The sequence below is a fragment of the Kordia aestuariivivens genome, assembly GCF_014397005.1.
GTDB lineage: Bacteria > Bacteroidota > Bacteroidia > Flavobacteriales > Flavobacteriaceae > Kordia > Kordia aestuariivivens.
Genome location: NZ_JACGWS010000015.1, coordinates 1 through 12383, shown reverse-complemented (window position 1 = coordinate 12383; position 12383 = coordinate 1). Strand labels below are relative to the sequence as shown.

Annotated in this window: 11 protein-coding genes and 1 tRNA gene; 6 read left to right on the top strand and 6 right to left on the bottom strand. The window is 33.9% G+C overall.

Annotation, left to right across the window (positions count from 1 at the left end; translation table 11 throughout):
- Window positions 1–243 precede the first annotated feature (243 nt).
- A complete protein-coding gene (locus H2O64_RS19780) occupies window positions 244–558 on the top strand; it encodes a YbjQ family protein (protein WP_187563965.1) in 315 nt (104 codons plus the stop codon).
- Window positions 559–629: 71 nt separating this feature from the next.
- Here the strand turns inward: H2O64_RS19780 and H2O64_RS19775 are convergent, their stop codons facing one another.
- Window positions 630–818, bottom strand: a complete 189-nt coding sequence (locus H2O64_RS19775; protein ID WP_187563964.1) for a hypothetical protein — start codon at window positions 816–818, stop codon at window positions 630–632.
- Window positions 819–980: 162 nt separating this feature from the next.
- On the opposite strand from H2O64_RS19775, the gene H2O64_RS19770 reads away from it, so the two are divergent.
- Both H2O64_RS19770 and H2O64_RS19765 read left to right on the top strand, forming a co-directional pair.
- Entirely contained in the window at window positions 981–1652 is a 672-nt protein-coding gene (locus H2O64_RS19770; protein ID WP_187563963.1) for a head GIN domain-containing protein, read from the top strand.
- Window positions 1653–1942: 290 nt separating this feature from the next.
- Window positions 1943–2620: a LysE family translocator gene (locus H2O64_RS19765; protein ID WP_187563962.1), complete on the top strand. Its 678-nt coding sequence runs from the start codon at window positions 1943–1945 to the stop codon at window positions 2618–2620.
- A gap of 45 nt (window positions 2621–2665) precedes the next feature.
- Here the strand turns inward: H2O64_RS19765 and H2O64_RS19760 are convergent.
- The 3 genes from H2O64_RS19760 to H2O64_RS19750 form a co-directional block, all read right to left on the bottom strand.
- Window positions 2666–2736, bottom strand: a tRNA-Cys gene (locus H2O64_RS19760).
- A gap of 65 nt (window positions 2737–2801) precedes the next feature.
- Complete coding sequence (gene folB, locus H2O64_RS19755; RefSeq protein ID WP_187563961.1) at window positions 2802–3161, bottom strand: dihydroneopterin aldolase; 360 nt, start codon at window positions 3159–3161, stop codon at window positions 2802–2804.
- Between the two features lie 44 nt (window positions 3162–3205).
- A complete protein-coding gene (locus H2O64_RS19750) occupies window positions 3206–3415 on the bottom strand; it encodes a zinc ribbon domain-containing protein (RefSeq protein WP_187563960.1) in 210 nt (69 codons plus the stop codon).
- 139 nt (window positions 3416–3554) lie between these two features.
- Between H2O64_RS19750 and H2O64_RS19745 the strand changes: the two genes are divergently transcribed.
- Both H2O64_RS19745 and H2O64_RS19740 read left to right on the top strand, forming a co-directional pair.
- A complete protein-coding gene (locus H2O64_RS19745) occupies window positions 3555–5588 on the top strand; it encodes a glutamine--tRNA ligase/YqeY domain fusion protein (RefSeq protein WP_187563959.1) in 2034 nt (677 codons plus the stop codon).
- 466 nt (window positions 5589–6054) lie between these two features.
- Window positions 6055–9669 carry a S8 family serine peptidase gene (locus H2O64_RS19740; RefSeq protein ID WP_187563958.1) on the top strand — a complete coding sequence of 1205 codons (3615 nt, stop codon included), beginning with the start codon at window positions 6055–6057 and terminating at the stop codon, window positions 9667–9669.
- A 300-nt stretch (window positions 9670–9969) separates the two neighbouring features.
- On the opposite strand, the gene H2O64_RS19735 is transcribed toward H2O64_RS19740, so the two are convergent.
- Both H2O64_RS19735 and H2O64_RS19730 read right to left on the bottom strand, forming a co-directional pair.
- On the bottom strand, window positions 9970–10497 hold the full coding sequence (locus H2O64_RS19735; protein ID WP_215907197.1) for a hypothetical protein: 528 nt from the start codon (window positions 10495–10497) through the stop codon (window positions 9970–9972).
- A gap of 77 nt (window positions 10498–10574) precedes the next feature.
- Window positions 10575–11501 (bottom strand): SPFH domain-containing protein, encoded by a 927-nt coding sequence (locus H2O64_RS19730; RefSeq protein ID WP_187563957.1) that lies wholly within the window; start codon window positions 11499–11501, stop codon window positions 10575–10577.
- A gap of 97 nt (window positions 11502–11598) precedes the next feature.
- Here H2O64_RS19730 and H2O64_RS19725 point away from each other — a divergent pair, with 97 nt between their 5' ends.
- Window positions 11599–12249 carry an outer membrane beta-barrel protein gene (locus H2O64_RS19725; protein ID WP_187563956.1) on the top strand — a complete coding sequence of 217 codons (651 nt, stop codon included), beginning with the start codon at window positions 11599–11601 and terminating at the stop codon, window positions 12247–12249.
- Window positions 12250–12383: the final 134 nt, after the last annotated feature.

Genomic DNA, 12383 nt, shown 5'->3' with positions numbered 1-12383 from the left:
TTTGGGCGTTCCCAAAAGAAGACTTTGAGTACCTCAGTCTTCTTTTCGTCAGGCTATCCGCTATATCTTCCGAGAAAATCGGAAGGATGCCGCTGCTATCCTTAACGCAAGTTAAAATAGTAGTGAGAAGTATTTTAAAACAAGAAGTTCATTTCAATTCTCGAAGTGAACTTTTTTTCGTAACATTTTTTAAAAAATCATACTAACTAAAAAATTACTAAATTTCACTAAAATAGAACTATCATGATCTTTACAACAACAAATACCTTTCAAAACAAAGAAATAATAGAATACTTAGGTGTAGTTTCTGGAATGACATACAATGTAAATTACAGTTACAAAGGCATGTCGTTCAAAGACATGTTCAACATGAAAAAATACTATTCACAAATAGAAGGCGCAATTGAAGAAGTAAAAGAAGCTACCTTTCAAAAACTAAGTGACAATGCTGCAAAACTAAATGCAGATGCCGTTGTAGGAATCAGTGTTGATATGGAAATAAGTGCTGGCGGCGCAGTCATGGTAAGCGTCACTGGAACAGCAGTAAAATTGCAATAAAAAAACAGCAATAAAAAAAGCCCGATTTGTAAAAACCGGGCTTTCGTATGTTATAAAAATAGTTATAAAGACTAATATTCATCACAAATACAAGCTACTTCACAAGCTAATGGTCCAAAACTAGTGGTATTTCCTGCACCACAAAATAATCCAGGAATAAAAGATAAAAATCCTCCTGTTCCACCAGATATTTCTTCTGTACTAAATTTAGAAATTGTCTTTTTGTTAATCTTTAATGATTTTAAATTCTTTTTTTTCATGATATGAGTTTTTAAGTTTCAACTTTAAAATTACTAAACATAGATACAAAATAAGTACGGTAAAACCGTAATTAACAATAAACTCCAGAAAACTTTAAATAAAAACTGTAACAAATCGTTTTCTGTATACTCTTTAGATACAAACACTAAAACCATAACACAATGAAACATATAACAGCATTTATTTTTTGCTTAGTAACTTTTACCACTTTTGCACAAAAACCCATAGAAAAAAATGTAGGCGACTTTGATGAAGTAAAAGTTTTTGATTTAATAGAAATCAATCTCATCAAATCAAATGAAAACAAAGTGGTTATTACAGGAGTTGATACAGAAGATGTTGAAGTCATCAACAAAAAAGGAAAACTAAAAGTTCGTATGAAGTTCGATCGTAGTTTTGACGGAACACAAACATTTGTCGAAGTATACTATACAAACGTAAATACAATTGACGCTAATGAAGGTGCCATCATCGTTTCCAATGAAACCATGACACAACCGTATTTAAAACTAAAAGCACAAGAAGGCGGAAGAATAATTGTCGGACTAGACGTTGACAACTTAGATTGTAAAGCGGTTTCTGGCGGAATTATTGAAGCTTCTGGAAAAGTAAAAATCCAAGATGTTCTATTAAACACAGGTGGAATATACGAAGCAGAAAAATTACTAACTGAACAAACAAAAATAAAAGTAAGTGCTGGTGGAAATGCTATCATTTCAGCATCTGTATTAGCAGACGCCAAAGTGAGAGCTGGCGGATACATTGAAATTCATGGTGATCCAAAAACCATCAAAAAAGACAAACTCTTCGGAGGAAAAATAAAAGTAAAATAAAAAGCGCACTTTCTTTTGTTGAAGCCTGTGCTGAACTTGATTCAGTATTCTTTGTGCGAACAAAGAGAAAGAAAGTAAAAAAACTAAAATCAGATATTTCTTTTGAAATATTATTTTAAAATTTTATATAAAAACACACACTAAAATAAAACATTCACACATTCATCAAATCAATCTCAGAAAACACCTAAACTGCCATTTAGGTGTTTTTTTATTTTTAAAAACTACTAGTTGCGCTATTTCCTATGGCATTAGAAATAAAATCACATTACTTTTAGTACTTTTGTTTTATGTTTGACGGAATAGCTTACGCTGTACTTTACGGATTTATTTTAGCCTTTGCAGTAGGACCTGTTTTCTTTATAATTATAGAAACAAGTATTACCAAAGGGTTTAGAAGTGCACTTACATTTGATTTAGGTGCTATCTTTGCAGACATTGTCTTCATTATTTTTGCGTATTACAGTACTAATCAAATTCTAGAAAAAATAAAAGGCGATCCAAAACTAATCATCTTTGGTGGTTTAATTTTACTTGCCTTCGGAATTATCTCATATATTCAAACATCCAAATCATTTCGTAAAATTGTTCGTGAGCATTACGCTGTAGATCCTAAAAAGAATCTACCTGGATTATTCATAAAAGGCTTTCTACTGAACTTTATCAACTTTGGTGTCTTAGCAGGTTGGATAGGTGTTATGGTGATGGCAAACGCGTTTTCTAGCACCTCTGAAGGCGTTATCATATTCCTTGCTACCGTATTAATAAGTATGTTGATTACGGATGTTGCAAAAATCTTGCTTGCAAAAAAATTAAAAAGTAAAATGACACCGCGTTTTATCTTCAAAACGAAAAAATGGGTCAGCATTATGATCATCGTTTTTGGTGCTGTGATGATCTTACAAGGCACATTTCCGAAAGAAATCAAAAAAATGAAACACAAAATAGAAGCATTCTTTACAACATAAAAACAAAAAAACCTTCTGATATTCAGAAGGTTTAGTTTTTTGTAGAGGCGTCGAGCGGATTCGAACCGCTGTACAAGGTTTTGCAGACCTCTGCCTAGCCACTCGGCCACGACGCCATTATTGATGCAAATTTAACCAAATTTACATTTTATGCAACAAAAAGAAACATTAAATACTATTCTTATGAGCGTTGTAAAGACATTTCTATGGTAACCATTTGAACATTACCACCAATAGGTGGATTTATTTTAGAAACAGCTACGGTTGCTTCATTAGCAATAGTGATCTCATCAAAGATTCTATCCAAAATACGTTTGGCTACATGTTCCAATAACTTGGAACGAATTGCCATTTCTTGCTTTACAATTTTGTTAATATGAACATAATCTACTGTTTCCAGTAAATCATCGCTAACTGCGGAAGGTTGCAAATCTGCACCTACTGAAACATCCACGCGATATTCACTTCCTACCTTACTTTCTTCAACCAAACAACCATGATAAGCGTACGTTTTAATATTGGTCACACGAATAATTCCCATATATAACTATTAAAGCTGTAAAAATAAGTCATTCAAATCAAAATCTAGTTTGTAAACAAATCAAAAATATTACTAATAGCACTTGTTTTTGCTTTATAAAACTCGGTGTACGAACAACGTTCGCAACTTACAGAGGTAAATTTTGCGCTTTGTACATCAAAAATTTTAGACCAGCGTCCGCCAGTAGCGCGCATCTCTCCTACTATATAAGTTCTGTTGTTACATTTTGGGCATGAATAGTTAGAATGTTGCATTGTGTGTGTATTTTAAAATTAAACTTCCATATATACGTGTTGTATTGTGAATGTTCGTTACAAGGAAGTAAAAAGAATTTGATTTCATTTCACATTAATTCGCTAATTTTACGGCTTAATTTGTTGAAGTACTATTACAATGACAGAAGAAACTAAATCGCTCAATTTTATTGAGCATATCATAGAAGAAGATCTTGCAAACGGAATGGCGAAAGATACCTTACGCTTTCGATTTCCGCCAGAACCAAACGGTTATTTGCATATCGGACACACCAAAGCTATCGGTATTAGTTTTGGATTGGGCGAAAAATACAATGCACCTGTAAACCTTCGTTTTGATGATACAAATCCTGCCAAAGAAGAGCAAGAATATGTAGACGCTATCAAACGCGACATTGCTTGGCTTGGCTATCAATGGGCAAACGAATGTTACTCTTCTGATTACTTTCAACAATTATACGATTGGACAATTCAATTGATAAAAGATGGAAAAGCGTATGTAGATTCGCAATCTTCGGAAGCTATGGCGGAACAAAAAGGAACTCCAACACAAGTAGGAACGAACAGTCCGTACAGAAATAGAACTGTTGAAGAAAACTTGGAATTATTCCAAGGTATGAAAGATGGAAAATTTGAAGCAGGAACACACGTATTGCGTGCAAAAATTGACATGGAAGATCCTAACATGCTCATGCGCGATCCGTTAATGTACAGAATCTTATTTGCACATCATCACAGAACTGGAAACGATTGGTGTATTTACCCAATGTACGATTGGACGCATGGCGAAAGTGATTACATCGAACAAATCTCTCATTCCTTATGTTCATTAGAATTTAAACCACACAGAAAACTCTATGATTGGTTTAAAGAACAAATATATGATTACAATAAAACCGAATATCCGTTGCTACCAAAACAACGTGAATTTGCACGGTTGAATCTAAGTTATACCATTATGAGTAAGCGTAAATTACTCAAATTGGTGGAAGAAAAATTAGTTTCTGGTTGGGACGATCCACGAATGCCTACTATTTCTGGCTTACGCCGAAGAGGATATACGCCAAATGCAATAAAGAAATTTGTTGAAACGGTTGGTGTCGCTAAGCGCGAAAATGTAATTGATGTTTCATTGTTAGAATTTTGTATCCGAGAAGATTTAAACAAAACAGCCAATAGAGTAATGGCAGTTTTAAATCCTGTAAAATTGATCATTACTAACTATCCGGAAGGAAAAGTGGAACTGCTTGATGCAGAAAACAATCCAGAAGATGAAAATGCTGGAAGTCATAAAGTACCTTTTTCAAGAGAATTATACATTGAAAAAGAAGACTTCAAAGAAGATGCAGGAAGTAAATATTTCCGCTTAACACTTGGAAAAGAAGTGCGTTTAAAAAATGCGTACATCATCAAAGGAGAAAATGTGGTTAAAGATGCGGACGGAAACATTACAGAAATTCACTGTACATACGATGTTGACAGTTTAAGCGGAAGCGGAACAGAAGCAAGTGTACGTAAAGTAAAAGGTACGTTGCATTGGGTTTCTATTGCACACGCAGTACAAGCTGAGGTTCGTGTGTATGATCGTTTATTTTCGGATGAAGCACCAGACAGTCACAAAGACAAAGACTTTATGGAGTTTGTAAATCCAAATTCGCTAACGATTGTAAATGCGTTTGTAGAACCGTATTTAAAAGAAGCAAAAGTTGGCGATCGTTTTCAATTTCAACGTTTAGGATATTTCTGTGTAGATAAAGATACCACAGCAGAAAAATTGATCTTTAACAAAACGGTTGGTTTGCGTGATACGTGGGCAAAAATAAAACCAAAATTACAGGAAAATCAAGCGAAACCGCAACAAAAACAACAACATCAACGTCCACCAATTGAGGAAATAAAGCAATTAGGTAAAAAGTATACCAATCTTCCAGAAGAAAAGCAGCAAATTGCCAAAGAGAAGATTCAAGCATTGGCAGAAAATGTTCCGTATGAAGACTTGGAACCTTTATTTGCAACGGCTGCCAAAAAATCAGGAACGCGTATTGCAGCAATGATTACTTTGGGTGTTTTGTTGAAAAATGGACAAGAACGCAATGGAAATATCAATGAATTCATTGAAAAAGCATTGGATGATAAAAATGAATTGTTAGTTGCAGAAGCGAAGCAATTATAACATTAAAATAGCATTCAAAATTATCTAAAAGACTCTACAAATTGTGGGGTCTTTTTTCATTTTATTTAAAATTAAATTACAAAAAAAGAGACGAAAAAATATACGATCACCACTACCCTATTTTTTGTGCTTTTTAGTATTTAAAACGGGTCATTTTAATTTCACACGTTTACAAAAAACATCGAAAAATATAAAACTGAGGAAGGAATTAAGGAAACAGGTAAAAGCAGCAGGAAAGAAACTTCAGGACAAAGTAGAACGAGTTTAGGATGAAAAGCAATACTTACAAATCTTAAAAATCTGCTTTCCAACTAATCATATCCTCAAAGATATTAACAATTTTTTGTAAACTAATTATTATATTAGCGTGCTAATTGCTTTTTTAACAATAATTTATCCCGGAATCCCAGAAATAAATTATTGTTGAAAAGTATTTGGACCATAAAAAAACTTAATAAAAATTGTCATGAAAAAAATTACGCAAGTAAAGAGTTTGCTAGGCTCTTTAATTCCTTTGCTAATAGTCACAATCTTTCTAAATTGTACTTTAGCTAATGCACAAAACACGGTGTATTTCCAGAATGAAGTCATTACGATGCCAAATAATATTGCATCATTCAACTGGAATTCAATGCCCGAATCTGCAAAATTTAATGATGGATATTTTGGATGGGTACGTTTCAGTGAAACACCAACACAAACGATTCAAGATCAATTTGTAGATAGAAATCTCAAACTTATTGAGTATTTCCCAGATAAAACATACCTTTTCTACTTTCCTGCAAATACACAAATATCGTATTTACAACAATCAGGAGCGATTTCTATTATTCCAATAGAAAATGACTTTAAAAAGTCTGCCCAAATCAAACTGAACAATATTGATGATCATGCAATACAAGGAAACAATATTCTTGTAATGTTAGAGCATTATGACTTTATCGATACTAATTATGTAATTGCTGAACTATTACAAATAGGAACAGTAACTATAAAAGAAGAGTATAAAGGAAGCAACATGTTACAAATTGCAGTTCCTTATGGACAAATTAATGATGTTGTATCAAAATCTTTTGTAAAGTGGGTAGAATTAGTTCCGCCACCACCAGTAAAAGAAGATACAAGAGGAAGAAGTATCCACAGATCAGGAAACTTAGACTCACAAACACCAACTGGTAGACACTATACTGGGGCTGGAGTAGGAGTTATGGTAAGAGATGATGGAGTTGTAGGACCACATATTGATTTCCAAGGAAGAATAGATAATTCTGCAACACCAACTACAGGACCAACACACGGAGATGGTGTAGCAGGAATTATGACAGGAGCTGGAAACCTAGATCCAACAAAAAGAGGAATGGCAGCTGGAGCTGATGTATATGTAGTACAATACGGAGGATCTTTCTTAGATACTGCAACAACCGATTTAATTAATAATGGATCTGTACAAATTACAAACTCATCGTATGGTGATGGATGTAATGGCGGTTATACAACAACTTCTCGTACAGTTGATACACAAACAAACGATAACCCTACACTACTTCACGTATTTTCAGCAGGAAACTCAGGATCGAGTAACTGTGGATACGGAGCTGGAGCAGGTTGGGGAAATGTTACAGGTGGACACAAACAAGGGAAAAATGTAATTGCAACAGCAAATACATTCTTTAACGGATCGCTAGCAAGTTCTAGTAGTCGTGGACCAGCTGCAGATGGACGTATCAAGCCAGATATTACTGCACACGGGCAAAACCAACTATCAACAGCAGAAAACAATACGTACCAAACATTTGGTGGTACTTCAGGAGCAGCGCCAGGAATTGCTGGAGTTTCTGCTCAATTATACGAAGCGTACGCAGGTTTAAATGGTGGCGCATTTCCAGAATCAGCTTTAATCAAAGCAACATTATTAAATACAGCAAATGACTATGGAAATGTAGGTCCTGACTTTAGTTTTGGTTGGGGAATGGTAAACGGATTAAGAGCAGCAATGCTTATTGAAGATGGACGCTACTTAAATAGTACTGTTGCACAAGCAGCAAATAACAATCACTCAATTACAGTACCTGCAAACACAAGACAAGTTCGTTTTATGGTATATTGGAGTGATGCAGCTGCTGCGCCAGGTGTTTCACCAGCATTAGTAAATGACTTAGATTTAGTAGTAACGGATCCAGTAGGTGGAATTCAGTTACCATGGATTTTAGATACAACTCCAAGTGCAGCGTTTTTAAATACGCCAGCAACAACAGGAGCAGATCACTTAAATAATATGGAGCAGGTTTTAATTAATAACCCTACTTCAGGAACCTATAATATTAACGTAGCAGGTTTTAATGTTCCTATGGGACCTCAAAAATACTATGTAGTATATGAAATTATCTCTGATGGAGTTACGCTTACGTATCCAGTAGGTGGAGAAAAATTTGTTGCGGGAACACAAGAAACGATTCACTGGGACGCAACAAATGCAACAAGTACACATCAATTAGAATACTCTACGGATAATGGTGCTAATTGGACTGCAATGGCAACATTGCCGCCAGCAACTACAAATTATAACTGGAATGTACCTAACGGATTAACTTCTGGAGAATGTATAATTAGAATTACAAATGGTACGTTAACAGACCAAAGCACAAGTAACTTTTCTATTGCTTCACGTGTTACAGGTGTAAGCATTACAGAAGTATGTCCTACCTCAACTACGGTAACTTGGAACGCCGTTACAGGTGCTACATCGTATGATGTATACTTGTTAGGAGATAAATTCATGGAAGTAGCAGGAAACGCTACAACAAACTCATTATCAATTCCAATTACAGATCCTTTTGCTCCTATTTGGGTAGCTGTAACCGCTAAAGGTGGAAACGGATGGGAAACATTGCGTACAAATGCTGTAAACTACACAGGAAGTGGATTATTAAACTGTCCATTAGCTAAAGATTTATCAGTAACAACGATTAATAATACAGCATTAGACTTTCAAGTAATTTGTAGCACAGGACCAATTATTGTTTCTGCTGATATTCAAAATGATGGAACAGATGCACAATCAAATTTTGCAATTTCTTATCAAATTGGATCTGATCCAATTGTACAAGAAACATATACAGCATCAATTGCATCAGGAGCTACTGATACATTCAACTTTGCAACGCCAGCAGTATTAACAACTAACGGAGATAATACATTACGTGTTTGGACTTCTTTATCAGGAGATGAATTTGTAAATAACGATGAGAAAACATTAGATTTCTTTGCGCAAATAAATGGTACATCAATTGATTTCACAGAAGACTTTGAAACAAATGGAGTTTTACCAGTAGGTTGGGCACTTGACAATCCTGATGGTGCAAGAACTTGGCAAGAAAGAACAAACATTGTTGGTTTTGACGGAAGTTCAACTATAGCGGCTTTTGTAGATGGTGCAAACTATACAACAAGAGGTCAAGAAGATACATTTACAACAGAATATTTTGACTTAGTTTTCAACGGAACAGCTGAGTTAACATTCGATTTGGCAAAAGCACAATGGTCTGCATCGTATAACGATGGTATGCGTGTAGATATTTCTATTGATTGTGGAGCTACCTATACACAAGTGTACTTTAAAGATGGACTTGATTTAGCAACGGTTCCGTATATAAGTTCTGCGTGGGCACCAAATGCTGCGGCAAACTGGAGAACAGAAATCATTGACTTAACACCATTTGTTGGGGAAAATGTCTTAGTACGATTTGTAAACATCAACGATTACAGTAACAGTACGTTTGTAGATAATATCATCTTAACAAAAACATTATCAGTTGGAGAAAATGCATTGGATAGATCAATTTCAATGTATCCAAATCCTGCGAGCAGTAATGTAGATATTATCATCAATACAACTATTGGAAATACATACGAAATTGAATTACTAAACAGTTTAGGACAATCAATCTCTAAAATTGAAGAAACTCGTTTTAATGCAAGAGCACAACAAAACTTAGATGTTTCTCAATACGGAACAGGATTATACTTTGTAAAAATAAAAGTAGGAGACCAAGTAGTAACGAAAAAGTTAATCGTTAACTAAAGAGTAACACCAATCCAACCAAACTATAAAAATCCTGAGAATTTAATTTTCTCAGGATTTTTTTTATTCAAAAACTAAATATAGATTTTGATGATAGTATCTATAAAAATGATTTATAATTCTTATCAAAATTGACCTAAAATAAAGAAGTTTCTAGGGTTTAAAACAAACATGAAGCTACTTTGTTGTGTGGAATGTAAACTAGGCTAAAAACACGTTTAAAACGCAAAAATGATTTTAGTACGAGAAACTTTTAGCAACAAGCTTTATAACAATTAAATCTTTATAACAAAAAAACAATTACTCTTTAATATCTTCCACCTTCATGGTATTTTCAGGAATGTTTAAAGAAGTTTTAAAATCTGGAAAATAAGTAATAATAGAACCTGTAACTTTCATTTCTTTTGCCTCAACAAATGTCCATTTAGTTGTCGTTTCATTATAAAAACCAAGCATATAACTCGTAGAAATAATTCGCTTATCTTTCATTTTCATCTGATTGTAGTTTTCTACATAACAACGATATTCTCCTTGTTCTTTTACAACATCAGAAACTGATTTTGTTTCGACCTTCTCATAAGCGAAACCATTGGCTTTCATTTGTGTAAATGTCGTTTTTAAATACTCTTCCATTACTTCTGCACCGCCAGCAGCCTCTAAAATATTTGGATGTGTGTAGGTTAATAGTGTTTTAAAATCTTCTTTTAATGTAGCAGCAGTGGCAGCTTTTGCGTCACGCTCAGCACTTGCTTTAAGCGCTTTTAGGTCTTGCGAATATAGTTGCGTAGCACAAAAAATAAATAGGAGGAAAGTGATTTTTTTAATCATGATGGATGTGTGTTTAATTATTGAAAATGAAAAACCCGAAACGTTATATTTCGGGTTTTATATAAAAAGAGTTTTTATTATTCTCCTTTCTTTTTCTGATTCTTCATTGCTTCGCCAATTTGATTACTTGCGGTAAAACTAGCAACCATATCATTTAGCATATTACTTCCTGCTTGTGGCGAGTTTGGTAACAATATTAAATTACTATTTGTTTCCTGACCAATAGCTTGTAGCGTATCATAATGTTGTGTAACAACAATTAATGCAGAAGCTTCTTGTGAGTTGATTCCAACTTTGTTTAATACTTCTACAGATTCTTCCAAACCACGTGCAATTTCACGACGCTGATCTGCAATACCTTGTCCTTGTAAACGCTTACTTTCTGCTTCCGCTTTTGCTTTTTCAACAATTAAAATACGTTGTGCATCTCCTTCATATTGTGCAGCTGTTTTTTCTCTATCAGCAGCATTAATACGGTTCATGGCAGCTTTTACTTGTGCATCAGGATCAATATCTGTTACTAAGGTTTTAATAATGTCATATCCGTATTCCATCATGGCATCATTCAATTCTCCTTTTACAGCAATTGCAATATCATCTTTACGTAAGAATACATCATCCAAAATCATCTTTGGAACTTCGGCACGTACAACATCAAATACATATGATGTAATTTGATCATGTGGATAATCTAACTTATAAAAAGCATCTTCAACCTTTAGTTTGATTACTTTATACTGAACAGAAACTTTCAAACGAACGAATACATCATCTTTTGTTTTAGTTTCGATAATAACGTCTAGTTGTTGAATTTTTAAACTTAATCTTCCTGCGATTTTATCAATGAGCGGAATTTTAAATTGTAATCCAGATTGACGAATACTGTTAAAACGGCCAAAACGCTCAATAATAGCAGCAGTTTGTTGTTTTACGGTAAAAACAGCACCTAATAATATAATAACTGCAAGAACAGCTAGGACAATGTAAACGGGATTAAATGGCATAATTTTGAAATATTAAAATGTTAGTGTGATTAAAAATAATTTTTTTTTGTGTAAAAAAGGATACTTTTGACAACTTTAATTAAAAGTTTACCCAAACATGAACAAATCCCTTTTCTTGCTATTAGTAGTTATAACACTACTTTTTGTTACAAAATCTTTTTCACAAAGCCGTTACATTGACTACAATCGGTTTGGAATTTCAGTTGGAATTCATCAATTTGATATTCGTACAAATGATTTAGTCACCACCAAATCAACGAGTTTTCATGGCGGATTATCTACACGCGGAAGTGTTGGACGTCATTTTGATATGATTTATTTTTTAAATATAAATAGACACGAAGTCAATTTTGTTGGACGAGAAAACATACTTGCAACGACCGAAGAAATCCCAATGAAACTACTAGCGGCGAAAATTGGTTTGTTAGGAAGTTACAAACTTATTGAGAAACATTTAAGTTTTGAATTTGGTTCTGCGTTGCAACTTTCGGATAAGTTTGAACTTGAAAGCACATTTAACGACTACATTTTAGAAGGTTATGATACGTTTACAGCAAATGAAGCACGGCAAACATCAAGGTTAAATGTGATGGGAATTGTTGGTATTTCTACAGGGTTTCAATCATTTAAAATATCATTACAATACGAATATGGATTTACGAACGTTTTAAGTAAACTCACCGTTAACGAAAAAAAATTAAAAGGAAATATCACACAGTTGAGTGTTTTAGCCACCTTCTATTTGTAATTAACACGAAAGAGGCTGTCTGAAAAGGCAGTCTTTTTTTTTGCAATTTTTTGAAGTAATTCTTAACTTTAAGAATGAGCAGAAAAGTTATTTTTAAGACCTATTGTCAAGATCAGTTAAGTCTTTTACCTCCA

What these genes read in the sequence shown, in the direction of transcription:
- H2O64_RS19780 (WP_187563965.1), top strand. Translation starts at nt 244, where the DNA reads ATGATCTTTACAACAACAAATACCTTTCAAAACAAAGAAATAATAGAA.
- H2O64_RS19775 (WP_187563964.1), bottom strand. Translation starts at nt 818, where the DNA reads ATGAAAAAAAAGAATTTAAAATCATTAAAGATTAACAAAAAGACAATT.
- H2O64_RS19770 (WP_187563963.1), top strand. Translation starts at nt 981, where the DNA reads ATGAAACATATAACAGCATTTATTTTTTGCTTAGTAACTTTTACCACT.
- H2O64_RS19765 (WP_187563962.1), top strand. Translation starts at nt 1,943, where the DNA reads ATGTTTGACGGAATAGCTTACGCTGTACTTTACGGATTTATTTTAGCC.
- folB (WP_187563961.1), bottom strand. Translation starts at nt 3,161, where the DNA reads ATGGGAATTATTCGTGTGACCAATATTAAAACGTACGCTTATCATGGT.
- H2O64_RS19750 (WP_187563960.1), bottom strand. Translation starts at nt 3,415, where the DNA reads ATGCAACATTCTAACTATTCATGCCCAAAATGTAACAACAGAACTTAT.
- H2O64_RS19745 (WP_187563959.1), top strand. Translation starts at nt 3,555, where the DNA reads ATGACAGAAGAAACTAAATCGCTCAATTTTATTGAGCATATCATAGAA.
- H2O64_RS19740 (WP_187563958.1), top strand. Translation starts at nt 6,055, where the DNA reads ATGAAAAAAATTACGCAAGTAAAGAGTTTGCTAGGCTCTTTAATTCCT.
- H2O64_RS19735 (WP_215907197.1), bottom strand. Translation starts at nt 10,497, where the DNA reads ATGATTAAAAAAATCACTTTCCTCCTATTTATTTTTTGTGCTACGCAA.
- H2O64_RS19730 (WP_187563957.1), bottom strand. Translation starts at nt 11,501, where the DNA reads ATGCCATTTAATCCCGTTTACATTGTCCTAGCTGTTCTTGCAGTTATT.
- H2O64_RS19725 (WP_187563956.1), top strand. Translation starts at nt 11,599, where the DNA reads ATGAACAAATCCCTTTTCTTGCTATTAGTAGTTATAACACTACTTTTT.